The following is a 16,790-nucleotide window of genomic DNA, read 5'->3' as shown; positions in this document are numbered from 1 at the left end:
CCGGGCGTCGGGTGGAAAACCGTTTGGCCGAACGGCGCGCCGCGGCGATGATCGGGCGGGTGCGCGCCCCGGCCGGTGCCGGAGCGCCCCGTGGACCACCCCCTACCCCCGAACTCCAGGAGAAGACTGCGTGCACGCCGACCTCACCAAGGCCCGCGAACTGCTCGACGCCGGTGACCCGCAGGGCGCCGTCCGGGAACTGCGGAGCGTCGCCGACGGCCTGAGCGCCGCCGAACTCGCCCCGGCAGTGAGGCAGTTGGCCGAGCTGGTGGGGATCGACGACCTGGCGGGCGCCGCCGCCGAACTGGCCGCCGACCCGTCCGGCCCCGCCGCGCTGTACGCGTACGGGTACGCCTGCATCGAGCACGGCCTGTCCGAGTTCGCCGTCCCCGCGCTGCGCCAGGCGCTGCGCGGCGCGCGGCAGGCCGCCGCCGAGCCGGAGGCCAAGGCGGCCAAGCGGCGGCTGTTCGGCCGCTCCCGCCCGGCCGGGCCGGCGGTGAACCCGCGGCAGGTGCTGCTGGAGCTGGCCGTCGCGCTGGAGGACGGCGAGCGGCACCACGAGGCCGTCGAGCTGCTCCGGGAGCACCGGGACGTCACCGGCGACTGGCCCGACCGCTACCTGCTGGTGCACAACGCGCTGATGGCCGGGGACCTCGACCTCGCCCGGGAGGTCTTCGGGCAGCTCTCCGCGCCCGACGACACCTGGCGCCCCGCCGCCGACCGGATCCGCCGCACCCTGGCCCGGGCCGCCGCCGTCCCGCCGGCCGGCCCGGCCGACCTGCGCGGCTGGCACCACGTGCTCACCGGCGGCCTGCTCGCCACCCTCTCCCCGTACGGCCACGACGCCGGGATGACCGGCCGCTGGGCGTACTTCCAGGGCGGCTGGGACGACTGCCGGCTCGGCCTGGAGCGGCTGCGCGTCGTGCTGGACGCCACCGGCCGCCGCCCCGCCGCCGTCGCGCTGCTGCCCGACCGGGGCAGCCGGGCGCTCGGCCTGGCCGCGGCCGAGCTGCTGGGCCTGCCCGCCGCCCCGTACCGGCCGGGCACGCCGGACACGCTGGTGGTGGCGTACGACCTGAACGAGCTGGACGGGGAGGTGCTCTCCGCGCTGCACGAGCGGGCCCCCGGCGAGCTGCTGTACGAGCACGCCACCTGCTGGACGGACACCCCCGCGGTGTCGGCGGACGTCTGCGGCCTGCTGGTGCAGCGGATCGTCGCGCCCTGGGAGCCGCGGATGACGGTGGCCGGGGACGGCGAGGTCACCTCGTCCCCGGCCGACGAGCGCCCGGCCGAGGAGCTGGCCCGGGAGATCCTGGCCGCCTCCGCCGAGCCCGACCCGGGCGACGGGGCGACCCCGCCCGACCCGGACGCGGCGCTGGCGGGCTTCGCGGCCCGCGCCGCCGCCACCTGGGCGACCGGCAGCCGGGACCGGATCCGCTCCGCCGGGCCGGTGCGCAGCTCCCGCTTCGACTGACCGGCCACCGCGTCGCCCACCGCGTCGCCCGCCGCGCCGTCCGCCCGGTCCCCGGGAGGACCCCCGGCACGCCACCGCCCGCCCGGCAGGGAGCCGGGCGGGCGGTGGGTGGGTCGGCCGTGGACCGCGGGGGCTACCTGCCCGAGCGGGACTTGCTCCAGGCCGGGGCGACGAAGGCCACCAGGACGACGGCGAAACCGATCTGGAGCAGGTGCCTGATCCAGTCGATGCCGCCGGTGTGCCGGACGCCGATCCAGCCGGCCACCAGGTTTCCGAGCAGTGCGCCGACCGCACCGAGCAGCATGGTCAGCCACCACGGGATGGACTGCGGTCCGCGCAGGATCAGCTTGGCCAGCACGCCCAGCACGAAACCGATCAACAGAATCCAGAGGAGTTGGAACATCGAGACCCAGCCTTTCCGGTCGGGCGCCGGCGGTCGACGGCGGTGAGCCGTACACGGGCCCGCCGACGGGACGGTCCGCACCAGCCATGATCGCGTGCCGGGGGAGCCCGGGCATCTCGACGGACACCCGTTCGCCGGGTTTGCAGAACCCGGGCAAAGGGTACGCGCGGTAGCCGAACCGGAGGGTCCGGTGATTGCGTCACGACGCGATGTGATGGGATAAACGACCTCAGCAGACGTCAGGTCAGGTCCTACGGGGGGACACGGAATGGCAGCGGGTTTCGGTTACGAACCGGGCGAATTGGCGCGGATCCAGCAGGACTTCCAGGCGATCCAGCAGCGGATGGGTGAACTGTCCCAGCGGACCGGCCGGATCAAGGGCGTGATGGCCAGGGCCGTCACCACCGACCTCGCGGCGGGCGCCCTCGGCGGCGTCATCGGGTTCGGCGCGGTGGTCGCCCAGGTGCGTGAACGGGTCGGCGCGATCGAGCGGCAGGTCGCGGCCCTGGAGGCCACCAAGAACGAGCTCACCAAGAACCTCGGCAGCGACGTCAACAAGCTCGGCGTCATCGTCAAGCAGTACGCGGACGCCGAGCGGCGCGCCCGCGAGGGCGTCCGGAAACCCGGCCAGGGCGGCCACCCGGGGAAGCCGGCCGACCCGAAGAAGCCCGCCGGCGGCCACGGCGGCACGCACGAGGCCAAGCCCACCGGACCGAAGAAGCCGATGCCCACCAGCCCGAAGAAGCCCACCGGCGGCCACGGCGGCCACGGCGGTCACGGCGAGGACCCCACGCCGACGGTCTCCCACGAGGGCGCGATCAAGGTCGGCCAGGTCAGCTACCAGGGCGCCGGCAAGTACCGGAGCGGCGAGGCCGCCTGCCGCGAGTACATCTCCCAGGCCCTGGACGCGATGGGCGTCACCGACCCGAAGGCCCGCGCCGCCTGGACCGAGGGCATGCTGACCATCGCCTCCCGGGAGTCCTCGTACAACGCGCCCGGTTCGCAGATCAACGCCTGGGACAGCAACGCCCACGGCGCCGTCGTCGGCGACGGCAAGCCCGCGAACTGCTCGCGCGGCGGCTGGCAGTGCATCCCGAGCACCTTCGCGGCCAACCACGTCAAGGGCACCTCGACCGACATCTACGACCCGGTGGCCAACGTCGCGGCGTCCATGACGTACATCCGCAGCAGGTACAAGGTCGCGCCGGACGGGCACGACCTGGCGAGCAAGGTGCCGCAGGCCAACCCGCACCACAAGCCGCAGGGCTACTGACCGGGCCCCCGCCGGGACGGCCGTTCCCGCCCGGGGACGGCCGCCCCCGCCGCGCCCCGTCCCGGCCGGGCCCGTTCCCCGTTCCTCTCTCCACCGTCCTCGAACTCCCCAGGGATACATCCGTGCGTTCGCTCCGCCTCGCCGCCGCCACGGTGGCCTGCCTGTCCGCCGTCGCCGTCCTGTCGGCGTGCGACCCGGAGGGCACCGACACCGGTGACTCCGCCGCCTCCGCCGCGCCCGGCACCGCGTCCACCGCCACGGCCGCCTCCGCCGCGCCGTCCGCCGACGGCGCCAAGTCCCCCGCCGCGTCCAAGACCCCGGCCGCGCCCGAGGCCACCCCCGGGAAGGCCGGCCGGCTGCCCGCCGGGGTGTGGATCGACCCGAAGTCCGTGCCGCTGAACTCCGCGCTGCACTGGAAGGCGGGCCCGGCGAAGGTGCTCGGCGAGAAGGGCAGGCTGCGGATCGAGGAACTCTGCAAGATCCCGCGCGACGACTCCTTCGCCGAGGTGCCGATCGTGGAGACCGCCGCACTGGGCGGCGCCGCCGGGGACTGGTCGGCCGACGAGACGATCGCCAGCTTCGGCTCGTCCGCGAAGAGCAGCGCCGCGGCGCAGAGCGCGTACGCCCTGCTCACCGGCGTCACGGAGGGGCTGAAGGGCTGCGCCTCCACCGTGCCGGGCGCCACCGTCAAGGTCACCGTCGAGGACGGGGCGTCGGTGGCCGCCACCCTGACGGTGCCGCAGTCGGGCGGCGGCAGCACCGAGGTGCGCGAGTACCTGACGGCGAAGGACGGCTCGCTCGCCGAACTGACCCTGCACGCCCAGCTGCCCAAGGGCGGCCACCCGAAGACCGCCTGGTCCGGGGGCTCCGACGACGCGGTGCTGAACCCGCTGGGCGGCGCGGTGTGCACCGCGTTCGACGACTGCTGAGCCCGCTTCCCGTCCCACCCCGCCCGTTCCACCCCGCCCGTTCCACCCCGCCTGTTCCACCCCTCCCGCCGGGCCGGTCCGCGTGCGCAACGCGGCCCGGCCCGACGGCGTTCCGGCGCGCTGCTCCGGTGCTCCGGTGCGGCGTTCCGGTGCGGCGTTCCCGGAAGCTTGCGGAACTCTTTACCGGACACCCCTCGACCGATACCTCTCATTCAGAGCTAAAATCGAAGGGTGAGCGAACACCTGGCGAAGGGCCCGGAACCCGGTGAACGGGCGGTGCCGAACGGTGCCGAGACCGGAACGGCGGCGGAGGCGGAGGAGCTCTCCGTCCTCCTGGTCGGCATCCAGCGGCTGATCCGCCGCCGGCTGCGGGCGGGGCTGGCCGTGCCGCGGCTGCGCGGCGCCCAGGTCGAACTGCTGCGCCTGGTGGCGGACACGCCCGGGACGCGGGTCTCGGAGGCGGCCGAGGAGCTGTTCCTGGCCGGCAACTCGGTGTCCACGCTGGTCAACCAGCTGGTCGGACAGGGTCTGCTGCGCCGTGAGACCGACCCGGCGGACCGGCGGGCGGCGCTGCTGTACGTCACCGACGAGGCGGTCGAGCGGCTGGCCGCCTGGCGGGTCCGGCGGGCCGAACTGGTCGGCGAAGTGGTGGCGGAACTCGACGAGGCGGAGCGGGCGGCCCTGGCGGCCGCGGTGCCCGCCCTGCGCGCGGTCGCGGCCGGCCTGCGGGCCAGGGCGGCCGGAGAGGGGAGTACGGAGGCATGAGCGAACAGGACCAACCGGCCGTCGAGTGCCGGGAGTTGGTGTACAGCTTCCACCACGGCCGGGGGAAGGGCCCGGTCACCCGGGCGGTGGACGGTGTCGACCTGACGGTGCGCCCCGGCGAGGTGTTCGGGCTGCTCGGACCGAACGGCGCGGGCAAGACCACCACGATCCGGGCGATCACCACCCTGCTGCCGACGTCCCGCGGCATGGTGCGGGTGTTCGGCCACGACTGCGCCGCCGAACGCACCGGGGTGCGGCGCCTGCTCGGCTACGTCCCGCAGGCGCTGTCCGCGGACTCCGGGCTGACCGGGCGGGAGAACGTCGCCCTGTTCGCCCGGGTCTTCGACGTCTCCCGCGCCGAGCGCGCCGAACGGGTCGCCCAGGCGCTGGCCGCCGTCGACCTGACCGAGGCCGCCGACCGGATGGCCGGCACCTACTCCGGCGGCATGGTGCGCCGGCTCGAACTGGCCCAGGCCCTGGTCAGCGCGCCCCGGCTGCTGGTGCTGGACGAGCCCACCATCGGACTGGACCCGATCGCCCGGGCCGGCGTCTGGGAGCGGGTGGACGCGGTCCGCCGCGCCACCGGCATGACGGTGCTGGTCACCACCCACTACATGGACGAGGCGGACCGGCACTGCGACCGGATCGCCCTGATGGACCGCGGCCGGATCCGCGCGCTCGGCACCCCCGAGGAGCTCAAGGCCCGGGTCCGGGTCGAGGACCCGGCCCAGCAGGCGCCCACCCTGGACGACGTGTTCCGGCACTTCTCCGGGCGCGCGCTGACCGACGACGCCAAGGAAGGGGAGTTCTCGGATGTCCGCCGCACCCGCCGCACCGCAAGCCGAGTCGGCTGAGCACCGCCCGTCCGCCGGGCCCGAGTTGGGCCTGTTGCTGGTACCGCCGAAGGCCCGCACGGGCTGGCGGGTGGTCCCGGCCCGGGTCGTCGCGATGTGCACCGTCGAGCTGCAGAAGCTGCGGCACGACCGCACCGAGCTGTACACCCGGGCGGTCCAGCCCGCCCTGTGGCTGCTGATCTTCGGGGAGACCTTCACCCGGCTGAAGGCGATCCCGACCGGCGGCATCCCGTACCTGGACTACCTGGCGCCCGGCATCATCGCGCAGTCCGCGATGTTCATCGCGATCTTCTACGGCATCATGATCATCTGGGAGCGGGACTCCGGGGTGCTCACCAAACTGCTGGTCACCCCGACCCCGCGGGCCGCGCTGGTCACCGGCAAGGCGTTCGCCGCCGGGGTGAAGGCGGTGATCCAGGCCGCCGTGGTGGTGGTGCTGGCCGCGGTGCTCGGCGTCGGCATGACCGCCAACCCGCTGCGGCTGCTGGGCGTCGCGGTCGCGGTGGTGCTCGGCTCGGCCTTCTTCTCCTGCCTGTCGATGACCATCGCGGGCATCGTGCTCACCCGCGACCGGCTGATGGGCATCGGACAGGCCATCACCATGCCGCTGTTCTTCGGCTCCAACGCGCTCTACCCCGTCGACCTGATGCCCGGCTGGCTCCAGGCCGTCAGCCGGGCCAACCCGCTCAGCTACCAGGTCGACGCCCTGCGCGGCCTGCTCATCGGCACCCCGTCCCACCTCGCCCTCGACTTCGGCGTACTCGCCCTGGCCACCGGCGCCGGCATCACCGCGGCCTCCGCGCTGCTGGGGCGGCTGGCCCGCTGAGAGCCGCTGGCAGCGCCCCCGGCCCGGCCTCAGCAGCCGGGCTCGAACGCCCCGCCCGCGCCGCCCGCCCTGTTCGCCGCGTTCGCCGCGAACAGGGCGTCCAGCGCCCGGTCCACCCGGTCGCGCTCGGCCGCCCCGCCCGGCGGGACCAGGTGCAGCGTGTGCCGCACCCAGGCCGCCACCCGGGCGGCGGGAGCCTGGAGGAAGGCGTCGCCCTCCGGGGAGCAGAGCATCAGGGCGACCGTCCGCCGCCCGTCCACCGAGGCCGGCCAGACCCGTACGTCGCCCAGCCCGGTGGGCCGCAGCAGCCCCTGCGCCAGCAGGTCCCGGGCGAAGAACCAGCCGATCGGCTGCGCCGAGTCGACGTGGAAGGCGACGTGCACCGCGTACGGGTCGTCGGTGCGGTACACCAGCCGCGCCGGAACCGGGAAGGCCTCCTCCGGCGACAGCAGCAGGTCCATCACCAGGTCGAGGCGCAGCTCGGCGGGGCTCTCCATCACGGGTGCCCTCTCCACTCGGTCCGGCCCGGCGGGTCCGGGCCGGTCTGGGCAGCAGACTAGAGCCGCCCGGCGCGCCCCGGGCCCCGCCGGCACCAACGCTGTCCGGACGGACAGCCGCGGCCCGGCCCGGCCTGTGGGCCGCGACAAAACGCTCCGCCAACGGCCTGACGCCGCGTCAACACCCGCCCCCGCCCTCACCCGGGGAACGCCCGTCCGGCCGCCGCCCGTCCCGGCACCCCACGCCGCCCCCGGCCGCCCGGCGCGCCTCCGCACCCACCGGACGCGCCACCGCACGCCACCGCGCGCCGCCTAGGCTCACCGCATGGGCACCCGACTCACCGACGCGCCGCCCGACTCGGCCGCGCGACTGGCCGGCCACCTGCTGAACCGACTCACCGCGCTCACCGAGGAGACGGTCCGCCGGATCCGCGGCGCCATGACCGTCTACCGCAGCGCCGGACCGCTGCCCGCCGGGGACCTCGCCGAATCCGTCCGCAGCAACATCGAGTTCACCCTGCGCCGGCTCGCCCACGAGGACGGTCTCAGCCTGGAGGCCCCCCGCCGCACCGGGCGGCTGCGCGCCGAGCAGGGCGTCCCGTCGGCCACCGTGCAGTCCGCGTTCCGGGTCGGCTTCGCCCACCTCTGGGAGACCATGGCCGCCGAGTCGCAGCGCCACGGCCTCGCCACCAGCGAGGAGTTGGTGCAGATGGCCACCGACGTCTGGCGGTTCAACGAGGAGTCGACCACCGCCATGATGAACGCCTTCAACGAGACCACCGCCCTGCTGATGGTCCGCCGCGACCAGGAGCGCTCCGCCCTCGTCGACGTGGTGCTGCGCGGCGGCATGGGCAACCCCGGCTCCGTCCTGGAAGCCGCCGACATGCTCACCCTCCCGTACGACGGCACCTTCGCCGTGGTCGTCGCCCACGCCCCCGGCCTCGCCCGGCAGGCTCTCCCCGACATCGAACCCACCCTGCGCGCCCACGACATGGGCTCCGCCTGGCGGCTCACCCCCGACGCCCACATCGGCATCGTCTCGATGCGCGCCGCCGCCGCGATCGACCTGCTGGTCGACACCCTGCGCGGCCAGACCGTCCGCCGGGCCGGCGTCAGCCCCTGCTACACCCGTCTCGACCAGACCCCGCAGGCCCTCCACCTCGCCCAGGTCGCCCTCGCCAGCTCCGCCCGCCCCGACGAGACGGTCACCCTCTTCGACGCCAACCCGCTCCCCATGCTGGTCGCCAGCGCACCCTCCACCGCCTCCCGGATCGGCAACCAGGTGCTCGGCCACGTCACGGGGCTCCCCGACGGCCAGCGCGACCAACTCCTCACCACCCTCTCCACCTGGTTCGCCGTCGACGGCTCCGCCGACAAGGCCGCCAAACTCCTCCACTGCCACCCCAACACCGTCCGCTACCGCCTGCGCCGCATCGAACAGCTCTCCGGCCGCTCCACCGAACGCCGCCTCGACTCCGCCGAGCTCTACATCGCCCTCCAGGCCGTCCTCCACCTCCCCGAGGTGGTCCGCGACCCCCTGGAGTGACCCGGTGCGCGACGGTCAGGGGGCGGGAGGCGGCATGAGGCAGCGGGTGTTGACGGTGAAGGTGAGCCGGTCGGTGCCCCCGCCGGTGCTGACGTCGATGAAGTAGCGCCCTTCGGTGTGCCTGGCGTACAGGAGCACGTCGGGCCGGTCCTGCACTGTTTCGCGGTAGCCGGTGACGGTAAAGCCGTCCTTCTCGAGAGCGGACCTGATCTTGCGGACGGCATCGGGATGTTGAGTCCGGGGGACGGCGCCCGTTGCGTGGTAGGCGAGGGTGTATCGGCCGTCGGCGGCGACTTCGCCGTTCCTGCCCTCGCAGGTGCTGAAGTAGGGCTTGACGCTGTCCGGAGTCAGGGCGACATCGGCGGTCTGGGCCAGGTACCGGGTCAGGTGCTGGGCCCATGCCTCGGCTTCACTCTTGGCCATGACAGGCAGCGGCTCGTTCGGATCGGGGCTGTTCACGCAGGCTCCCAGGAGGAGTGACAGGGCCAGGACGACAGCGGCGCGGGTTGGCACGCGGTGTCCGGGAGGTGTGCTCGATCGGTGCATCGGAAGGTCTCTGTCCGGGCGGCGTTCGGGTGTCACAGGCCGGGCACGAGGGCATCGGGCTCGCCGCGGTGGTTGTCGACGGTATTCGGCGGCCGACCGGCGATGATCTTCCCTTGGTTGGCCAGGCTCTCGCTGTGGGGATCCCAGTAGCCGCTGTGGCCGGAGGTGTCGATGGCGAGGGTGTTCCCGTCGAAGACACCGAGGGTTGGGTCGGGGCCGAGGGTCAGACCGGTGGCGAGGCTGATGTTGTCGTCGGCTGCGGTTCCGGCCCAGAAATGGTCGGGATCGATGTGGAGGTCGGAGGCGGTGCCGGTGGTCATGCCGGGGCTGGCGATGGCGACGATGTCGTCCGCCTGTAGGCCCTGGCCCCCGGCTGCGGCGGCTCCGACGGCGGTAGTGCCGTAGCTGTGGCCGATGACGGTCAGGTGGCTGCGGTGGTCTCCTGCGGAGACGCGCAGGCCGCTGGTGAAGCGACGCATGTCCTCGGCACCGTCCTCGGCACGGCCGCGGGTGAGGACGCTGCCGCTCACCTCGGGCGCGTCGTAGCCGAGCCAGGACACCACCGCGATCCTCTGCCCCGGGGCAGCCGCCTCCTCCGCCGCGTCCTGCAACCTGCTGATCCGGTCGATCTGACCGGGCATCTCCTTGACGGTCGTGCCGGTGCCGGGCACCAGGACGGCGGTGTGGTCGGCGGTGTCCGGATCGCCGGTGGACACGATGGCCCTGCCGTCGCCCCGCGGGTCCAGGCCCAGCAGGAACAGCCGGTGCTGTTCGTCCGATCCGTCCCGCCGGTCGAGCGTCTCCTTCAGTACGCGGAGGGCGGTCTCGCGCCGGCCGTACTCGTCGGCCGTCAGCCCCGAGCCCCTGGCGTCGCCGGCCTTCAGGGCGTCGAGCCGCTGCTCCAGGACGAGGCGGTTGGCCCGGTCCCGCACGGTGGCGGGGAGGCCGTCGAGGCGGCCGATCTCCTCGGGGTGCAGGGCGAGGAGGCGCTGCTGCTGTTCGGGCGTCAGCGACCTCCACCACCGGGCGGCCCGTGCGGGGTCCTCGTTCGCCGGGAGGTACGGGGCGGCGAGGCAGAGGTCCGCGGCGACGTCCCGGACGTCCTTGGCCGATTCGCTCGCGGCCCCGAACACCCGGGGCCGCGTGAGGATGTCCGCGCCGAGCCGTCCGAGCGCGCGGGCGCCCTGGTCGCTGGCCTCGCGGGCGGTGGCGAGTGCGGTGTCGATGCGGCCCTGGAGCTGCGCGCGCAGCAGGGTCCGGCGTTGCCGCTCGTCGCGGGCGTCCGGGTCGTGGCGGTCCGACGCGGCCTGCGGCGGGAGGCCGACCGTGCCGTCGTCGGCCACCGGGAGGTTCCACTCGTCGGCCCGCCGGAGCGCGTTCGACAGGTTCGTCCTGGCCTGGTCCATCCGGTCGGCGACGGTGTCCAGCACCAGCGCCACCGACTCGGCCTCCACCCGGACGACCTCCAGCTCCTGCTCGGTGGACTCCATCGTGAAGAACGCGCTGTCCGCGTCCCTGCCCTGCCAGTGCGCCCGCAGCGGCCCGTTGACCCGGTGCCGGTGCCGGCCGTTGGCGTCCTCCGCCGCGGCGGACAGCCGACGCCAGCCCTCGGCCGCGTCCCGGAGCCCGCCGGGGTCGAAACGCCGGAGCAGCGCGAAGTCGCCGCTCACCGCGCCCCCGGCTTCCGCCACGTCCCGGCGATCCGGTCGTCGTTCCACTCGTGCCCCTGCGCACTGGCCTCCAGGGCCGCGGCCGTGGCGGCCAGCCGCTCCGCCAGCCCGCCGAGCGGCGGCGCCCACCCGTTCGCGAGGCGCTGCAACTCCGCGCCCACCGACCACCCCGCCAGCTCCCCGCCGGTCGCCCGGCTGGCACCGGTCGCCGCGGCGACCGGCCGCCGCAACTCCTCACCGATGCTCCGCGAGGCGGCGGCCGAAGCCCTCAACTCGGCCGGGTCCACGCTGATCTGCTCGCTCACTGATCTCCCCTGGACGGTGCCACCGGCAGAGATCATACGGGCACGTAGTGACACTGCGTATCCACCCGGATACTCGGCAGGTGGACGCGCGCCGGGGTGGTGCGCCGGGCGCCGAGGTCCGGCACCGCACCACCGGACCCGCTGACCGGGGGCGTCGCGCCGGGTGCCCGCGAGGTCGGGTCAGCCCGGTGGGGAGGGGCGGCGGTCGGGGTGGGCGGCCCGCCAGGCGGCCATCGAGGTGTTCCAGTCGGCGGCGGTCAGGGCGATCAGGGAGGCGGGGAAGAGCCCGTCCTCCTCCTTGGCGATGTGGGCGTGCAACTCGGCGAAGGCGGTCAGCAGGGCGGAACGGTCGGCGGGGCGGGCGAGGTCGGTGGTGGCGAGGAGGTCCGCGAGGGCGCGGTGCTCGGTCTCCAGGGCGTCGATGTACGCCGTGAACTCCGGGTCCGTGCGCATCACTCGGAACAGGCCGTCCTCCTCGCCCCGCCAGTGCGCGGCGAGTTCGGCGGCCAGCGGTGCCAGCAGTGCTCCCGCCGAGATCGGGTCGTCCGACTCCAGTAGGCGGGCGATCTCCCCGGTCAGGTCGGTGGCCGCCTCGTGCTCCCGGATGAAGTCCTTGATCAGCGGGATCTCGCGGCACCCGCAGTAGTGGCACATCCCGCCAGTGTGGAGGCCCGACCCCGCTGGTGGACCGACGGCACGCGGGGACGGGATTTGCCTTCGAGCGGGTCGAGGTTCCTAGCGTCGGCCGCCATGGGAACCAGCACTGCCGATACCGATACCGATACCGATACCGATGCCGATGCCGCCGGGCTGCCCCGGGCGTACCTGTGGTGGTTCGCGGGCACCCGGGTCTCCGCCGTCGGGGACGCCGCCCTCGCCGCCGCCCTCGGCTGGGCCGGTGCCGGCTACGGCGGGTCGGCCGCCGGGCTGGTGCTGGCCGCGGTCACCGTGCCGCGCACCGTCCTGTTGCTGCTCGGCGGGGCGGTGGTCGACCGGTACGGGCCCCGGCGGGTGGCGCTGCTCGCGGACGCGGCGATGGTGGTCGTCGTCCTGGCGTTGGCGTTGGCGGTGGTGGACCGGGCGGCGGGTGGCGGCCGGTGGACGCTGATCGGGTTCGCGCTGCTGATCGGCACCGTCGACGCCTTCCAGCTCCCCGCGAGCGGTGCGCTGCCGCGGCTGCTGGTCGCCCCCGCCCAGCTGTCCCGGGCGCTGGCGCTGCGTCAGGCCGGGGGCCAGGTGGCGGTGCTGCTCGGCGCTCCGGTCGGCGCGCTGCTGGTCGGGGGCGTCGGCCTGGCGGGGGCGGCGGTCGCCGACGCGGTGACCTTCCTCGCGGTCCTCGCGGTGACGCTGCGGCTGCGGGTGGGGCTGCGGGTGGGGGAGGGGGAGGAGGTCGGACGGAGCGGGGGCGGCCTGGTGGCGGGACTGGCGGACGGTCTGCGGGTGGTGCGGCGGGACCGGACGCTGCGGGTCGCGCTGCCGGTGGCCGCGGTCGCGGCGGCCGGGGTGCTGCCGGTGGTCGGGCTGCTCGGACCGTTGCTGGTCCGGGCGCACGCCTGGGGTGCGGGCGCCGTGGGGCTGTCGGCCGGGGGACAGGCGCTCGGTGTGCTGGGCGTCTCGCTGGCCGCCGCCCGGTACGGGGTGCTCCGCCGGGCCGGGCGCGGCATCGTCCTCGGGCTGGGGATCGCCGCCCTCGGCACCGCCGCGCTCGCCCTGGCCCCCGCCCCGGCCTGGGCCGGGGCGGCCGCGGTGCTGGTCGGGGCCGGTTCCAGCGTCTTCGCCTGCCACCTGGGCCCGCTCGTGCTGTCCGGTGCGCCCACGACCCACCTCGGGCGGGTGCAGGCGCTGCTCGCGCTCGTCCAGAGCGCGGCCCTCACCGCGGCCAACCCCGTCTGGGGCGCGCTCGCCGGGGCGGTCGGCGCCCGGGCCTCGCTGCTCGGCTGCGCGGCCCTCACCGGCGCGGTGGCGGTGGCGGTGGTCGTGACCCGCGCGCTGCGGGAGCCGAAGGGGCTTCCGATGGTGGCGAGTTGACGGAGCGTCAGTTCCACTGTCCCCACTGGTGGTTGCGGAAAGAATTTTCGGCGAGTGGGGTGGATTCTCGGCGGAATGCCCGGCAGTGGGGAGGTCAAGAAGTCTTTACAGGCCGGTCATGTCTCAGTAACCTCCTGGAAGTTCTTGCAGGTTCTTGCGCAAGTTCCCCCACCCACCCCCTGCCGCAAGGCAGTTCCCCACCGCCTGCGGCCCCGTACGAGGGGCACTCCCTTGATCAGACGAGCACGGCACCGAAGGCGCCCCACCGCCGTCGTCCTCACCGCGGTAGCGGCGCTCACCGCCGGTCTGCTGTCCACGGCCCCACTCGGCGCCGCCGCGAGCGCGGCGGCCGGCACCGCGGCGGTCGGCGGCAACACCGCCACCGTCTTCTACTACACCAGGACCAGCAACTGGTCGGCGTACAAGCTGCACTGGGCCCCGGACGGCGGGGCCTGGACCGCCGTGCCGGGCGTGGCGATGGAGGCGGCCTGCACGGACTGGGTGAAGAGGACCGTCGACCTGGGCAGCGCCACCGGGTTGCAGGCGACGTTCACCGACGGCTCCGGCACCTGGGACAGCAACGGCGGCAAGAACTACGCCCTGGGCACCGGCGCCGTGGTGGTCAAGGACGGCGTGATCGCCCACAGCGACCCGTGCGGAGACGACAACGGCGGTACCGGAAACCCGAGTTCGAGCCCGAGTCCGAGCCCGGGCGGACAGGGTGGTACCGGCGCGAGCGCGACCGTCTACTACTTCACCAAGTCCCGCAACTGGTCGGCCTACGACCTGCACTACGCCCCGAACGGTGGGACGTGGACCGCCGTGCCGGGCGTGGCGATGGAGGCGGCCTGCACGGACTGGGTGAAGAGGACCGTCGACCTGGGCAGCGCCGCCGGATTGCAGGCGACGTTCACCGACGGCTCCGGCACCTGGGACAACAACGGCGGCAGGAACTACGCCCTCGGGACGGGCGTGGTGACGGTCAAGGACGGCGTCGTCGGCAGCACCGCGCCGTGCTCCGCCGGGACCGCGAGCCCGAGCCCGAGCCCGAGTCCGTCCACCAGTACCTCCCCGTCCGCGTCCCCGTCCGCGAGCAGCAGCCCGCCTGCCGGGAAGAGCGCCACCGTGTTCTACTCGACGGCCGTGGTCGGCTGGAGCGTCGTCAACCTGCACTACGCCCCGGCGGGCGGGGCGTGGACGGCGGTGCCGGGTGTCGGGATGACGCTCGCCTGTCCCGGCTGGTACAGGCGCACCGTCGACCTGGGCGGTGCGGCCACCCTGGCGGCGACGTTCAACAACGGCAACGGCACCTGGGACAACAACAACGGCGTCAACTACGTCCTCCCGTCGGGCGTCAGCACCGTGCAGAACGGCAAGGTCACCGCGAACGCCGCCGACCCGTGCGCGGCCGTCGTCCCCGACACCACCGCGCCGAGCGCGCCGAGCGGCGTGGCCGCCGCCGCGACCGACACCTCCGTCGTGCTGACCTGGGAACCGGCCACCGACAATGTGGGTGTAACGGGCTACCGGGTCACCCGTAGCGGTGGCACCAGGGGCACCTCGGTGGTCAACGTCGGCTCGACGGTGTACGCGGACAGCGGCCTGGAGCCGCGCACCGTCTACACCTACACCGTCAAGGCGCTGGACGCGGCCGGGAACGTCTCCGCCGCCTCCGCCGCCGCGGTCGCCACCACCGGGGAGGCCCCGCCGGCCGCCCGGCCCGGCGAGATGATCGGCACCGACCCGCGCAAGGACCCGATCTACTTCGTGCTCACCGCCCGCTTCTACGACGGCGACCCGTCCAACGACCGGGGCGGCAACCAGGACGTGAAGTCCGGCAACGCGGCCAACGGCGACCCGATGTTCCGCGGCGACTTCAAGGGGCTGGTGCAGAAGCTCGACTACGTCAAGGGCCTGGGCTTCTCGGCGATCTGGATCACCCCGGTGGTGCTCAACCGCTCCGACTACGACTACCACGGCTACCACGGCTACGACTTCTACCGGGTCGACCCGCGGCTGGAGTCGGCCGGGGCCTCCTACCAGGACCTGATCAACGCCGCCCACGCCAAGGGCATCAAGGTCTACCAGGACGTGGTCTACAACCACAGCTCCCGCTGGGGCACCAAGGGCCTGTACGTGCCGACCGTGTACGGCGTCCGGGACGCGCAGTGGTCCTGGTACTACGACGAGAAGCAGCCCGGCTTCGAGTACGACGGCCTGACCGTCGAGCCGAAGAGCGGCAAGTCGTACTACAACGGCGACCTGTGGTCGACCACCCAGCCCAGCGGCCAGACCTGCGTCGGCTGGGGCACCCCGACCCAGTACAAGAGCCCCGAGGGCTACACCATCTACAACTGCCAGTGGCCGAGCCCGACTTCGGGCATGTTCCCGTCCAAGTACTACCACCGGTGCTGGATAGGCAATTGGGAGGGCGAGGACTCGCGCTCCTGCTGGCTGGCCGACGACCTGGCCGACTTCAACACCGAGGACGCCGACGTCCAGAACTACCTGATCGGCGCCTACGACAAGTACATCGACATGGGCGTGGACGGCTTCCGGGTCGACACCGCCGTGCACGTTCCGCGCGTCACCTGGAACCGGCGCTTCCTGCCCGCCATCCAGCAGCGCGTCACCCGGGACTGGGGGCCGGCCAAGGCGCAGAACTTCTTCGTCTTCGGCGAGGTCGCCGCGTTCGTCAACGACAAGTGGAACCGCGGCTCGGTCAACCACTCCGCGCAGTTCTACACCTGGAAGGAGCGCAAGGACTACACCGCCGACGACGCGCAGGCCGCGCTCGACCAGTACACCTACGAGGAGCAGCTCGGCACCGGCAACCAGCCGACGTCCGCCAACGCCTTCCTGGACGGCAACGCCTACCACGCGCCCGACCACTCGAAGTTCTCCGGCATGAACATCATCGACATGCGGATGCACATGAACTTCGGCGACGCGCACAACGCGTACAACAACGGCAAGGACTCCGACGACTCCACCAACGACGCCACCTACAACGTGGTCTACGTCGACAGCCACGACTACGGGCCCAACAAGTCCGCTGTGCGCTACACCGGCGGCACCGACGCCTGGGCCGAGAACATGGCGCTGATGTGGACCTTCCGCGGCATCCCCACCCTGTACTACGGCTCCGAGATCGAGTTCCAGGCCGGGAAGCAGATCGACTGCGGCCCGTCCTGCCCGCTCGCCACCACCGGCCGCGCGTACTACGGCGACCACGTCGAGGGCAGCGTCACCGCCCCCGACTTCTCCGTCGTCTCCGGCGCGAGCGGCGCCGTCGCCGCCACGCTCCAGCAGCCGCTGGTCAAGCAGGTGCAGCGGCTCAACCAGATCCGCCGGGCGATCCCCGCCCTGCAGATGGGGCAGTACTCCACCGAGGGCGTCACCGGCGGCATGTCCTTCAAGCGCCGCTACACCGACGCCGCCGCCGGGGTCGACTCCTTCGCCCTGGTCACCGTCACCGACGCCGCCACCTTCACCGGCGTCCCCAACGGCACGTACCGGGACGCCGTCTCCGGGGCCGTCCGCACCGTCACCGACGGCACCCTGTCCGTGCCCGCCCCCGGCAAGGGCAACCTGCGGGTCTACGTCCTCGACCTGGGCGGCAGGAACGCCGCCCCGGGCAAGGTCGGCACCGACGGCCCCTACCTGAAGTAGCC

15 protein-coding genes are annotated in these 16,790 nt (G+C 73.8%); 9 read left to right on the top strand and 6 right to left on the bottom strand.

Going from position 1 to position 16,790, the window contains the following annotated elements; translation table 11 throughout:
* The first annotated feature begins 130 nt into the window (after positions 1-130).
* Positions 131-1,474 carry a hypothetical protein gene (locus tag ACIP60_RS20200; protein WP_400686314.1) on the top strand — a complete coding sequence of 448 codons (1,344 nt, stop codon included), beginning with the start codon at positions 131-133 and terminating at the stop codon, positions 1,472-1,474.
* A 133-nt stretch (positions 1,475-1,607) separates the two neighbouring features.
* On the opposite strand, the gene ACIP60_RS20195 is transcribed toward ACIP60_RS20200, so the two are convergent.
* A complete protein-coding gene (locus ACIP60_RS20195) occupies positions 1,608-1,877 on the bottom strand; it encodes a GlsB/YeaQ/YmgE family stress response membrane protein (RefSeq protein WP_400686311.1) in 270 nt (89 codons plus the stop codon).
* A gap of 301 nt (positions 1,878-2,178) precedes the next feature.
* On the opposite strand from ACIP60_RS20195, the gene ACIP60_RS20190 reads away from it, so the two are divergent.
* The 5 genes from ACIP60_RS20190 to ACIP60_RS20170 all read left to right on the top strand — a co-directional run bounded on the left by ACIP60_RS20190 (position 2,179) and on the right by ACIP60_RS20170 (position 6,524).
* A complete protein-coding gene (locus ACIP60_RS20190; protein WP_400686308.1) occupies positions 2,179-3,150 on the top strand; it encodes a hypothetical protein in 972 nt (323 codons plus the stop codon).
* A 122-nt stretch (positions 3,151-3,272) separates the two neighbouring features.
* A complete protein-coding gene (locus ACIP60_RS20185; protein WP_400686305.1) occupies positions 3,273-4,079 on the top strand; it encodes a hypothetical protein in 807 nt (268 codons plus the stop codon).
* Positions 4,080-4,355: 276 nt separating this feature from the next.
* On the top strand, positions 4,356-4,844 hold the full coding sequence (locus ACIP60_RS20180; RefSeq protein ID WP_400686396.1) for a MarR family winged helix-turn-helix transcriptional regulator: 489 nt from the start codon (positions 4,356-4,358) through the stop codon (positions 4,842-4,844).
* Positions 4,841-5,698 carry an ATP-binding cassette domain-containing protein gene (locus ACIP60_RS20175; RefSeq protein ID WP_400686302.1) on the top strand — a complete coding sequence of 286 codons (858 nt, stop codon included), beginning with the start codon at positions 4,841-4,843 and terminating at the stop codon, positions 5,696-5,698. The genes ACIP60_RS20180 and ACIP60_RS20175 overlap by 4 nt, the downstream gene beginning before the upstream one ends.
* Positions 5,658-6,524: an ABC transporter permease gene (locus ACIP60_RS20170; RefSeq protein WP_111552544.1), complete on the top strand. Its 867-nt coding sequence runs from the start codon at positions 5,658-5,660 to the stop codon at positions 6,522-6,524. Before ACIP60_RS20175 ends, ACIP60_RS20170 begins: the two co-directional genes overlap by 41 nt.
* 29 nt (positions 6,525-6,553) lie before the next feature.
* Here the strand turns inward: ACIP60_RS20170 and ACIP60_RS20165 are convergent, their stop codons facing one another.
* Complete coding sequence (locus tag ACIP60_RS20165; protein ID WP_400686394.1) at positions 6,554-7,021, bottom strand: SsgA family sporulation/cell division regulator; 468 nt, start codon at positions 7,019-7,021, stop codon at positions 6,554-6,556.
* Positions 7,022-7,346: 325 nt separating this feature from the next.
* On the opposite strand from ACIP60_RS20165, the gene ACIP60_RS20160 reads away from it, so the two are divergent.
* Positions 7,347-8,567 (top strand): PucR family transcriptional regulator, encoded by a 1,221-nt coding sequence (locus ACIP60_RS20160; RefSeq protein WP_400686298.1) that lies wholly within the window; start codon positions 7,347-7,349, stop codon positions 8,565-8,567.
* A 15-nt stretch (positions 8,568-8,582) separates the two neighbouring features.
* Here the strand turns inward: ACIP60_RS20160 and ACIP60_RS20155 are convergent, their stop codons facing one another.
* From ACIP60_RS20155 to ACIP60_RS20140, 4 genes are all read right to left on the bottom strand, one after another.
* Positions 8,583-9,026 carry a hypothetical protein gene (locus ACIP60_RS20155; RefSeq protein WP_400686295.1) on the bottom strand — a complete coding sequence of 148 codons (444 nt, stop codon included), beginning with the start codon at positions 9,024-9,026 and terminating at the stop codon, positions 8,583-8,585.
* Between the two features lie 119 nt (positions 9,027-9,145).
* Entirely contained in the window at positions 9,146-10,804 is a 1,659-nt protein-coding gene (locus tag ACIP60_RS20150) for an alpha/beta hydrolase (protein ID WP_400686292.1), read from the bottom strand.
* Positions 10,780-11,088: a hypothetical protein gene (locus ACIP60_RS20145; RefSeq protein ID WP_400686289.1), complete on the bottom strand. Its 309-nt coding sequence runs from the start codon at positions 11,086-11,088 to the stop codon at positions 10,780-10,782. Before ACIP60_RS20145 ends, ACIP60_RS20150 begins: the two co-directional genes overlap by 25 nt.
* A gap of 180 nt (positions 11,089-11,268) precedes the next feature.
* Complete coding sequence (locus tag ACIP60_RS20140; RefSeq protein ID WP_400686286.1) at positions 11,269-11,742, bottom strand: hemerythrin domain-containing protein; 474 nt, start codon at positions 11,740-11,742, stop codon at positions 11,269-11,271.
* A 96-nt stretch (positions 11,743-11,838) separates the two neighbouring features.
* On the opposite strand from ACIP60_RS20140, the gene ACIP60_RS20135 reads away from it, so the two are divergent.
* Positions 11,839-13,116 carry an MFS transporter gene (locus ACIP60_RS20135; protein WP_400686283.1) on the top strand — a complete coding sequence of 426 codons (1,278 nt, stop codon included), beginning with the start codon at positions 11,839-11,841 and terminating at the stop codon, positions 13,114-13,116.
* Positions 13,117-13,347: 231 nt separating this feature from the next.
* Positions 13,348-16,788: a carbohydrate binding domain-containing protein gene (locus tag ACIP60_RS20130; RefSeq protein WP_400686280.1), complete on the top strand. Its 3,441-nt coding sequence runs from the start codon at positions 13,348-13,350 to the stop codon at positions 16,786-16,788.
* Positions 16,789-16,790 lie beyond the last annotated feature (2 nt).

This window comes from Kitasatospora sp. NPDC088783 (genome assembly GCF_044750705.1).
Taxonomy (GTDB): Bacteria; Actinomycetota; Actinomycetes; order Streptomycetales; family Streptomycetaceae; genus Kitasatospora; species Kitasatospora fiedleri.
This window is presented reverse-complemented; position numbering and strand designations above follow the sequence as displayed.